Source organism: Oleiphilus sp. HI0086 (assembly GCF_001635225.1).
Genome location: NZ_LWFZ01000532.1, coordinates 1 through 435, shown reverse-complemented (window position 1 = coordinate 435; position 435 = coordinate 1). Strand labels below are relative to the sequence as shown.

The 435-nt window shown below is 43.9% G+C and carries 1 protein-coding gene; it reads left to right on the top strand.

What is annotated here, in order from left to right; genetic code table 11:
• Positions 1 to 435 (top strand): GNAT family N-acetyltransferase (locus tag A3756_RS06480; protein WP_156490325.1); only part of this gene is annotated, 435 nt, incomplete at both ends.

The window sequence follows — 435 nt, the reverse complement described above, 5'->3', positions numbered from 1 at the left end:
TTGTCGCCAGTGATAACATTATTGGCTACGTTGTCGTTAAGCATAACGACGCTAGCTCTGCCCATATCCATAAGCTATATATTCACCCTTCCTGCAGAAGAAAGTCCTTTGGTCGCCAGCTTCTGCATCGAGCGATGAAAGCTGCCGCAAAGTCTAACTATGATGAGCTCTACCTGGAATGCTTTCAAGAATATCAGGCCTTCTTTGCCTCTCAAGGATTCGTGACAGCCAAAGAGCCTAATCGTGATGGGATATACCATATGGAAATGCCCTGTCTGAGGCATTATATTAAAGTCCGAGCAGAAGAGCCTCACTTGTCAACAGATGGACGGAAGGCACTGTTAATATCTCAGGATAATCATTTATATAAGTACAATAACCAAGACCAGTTTGTTAGCTTTCATCGAAGCATGCTTTCACAGGCCCAGAGACAAA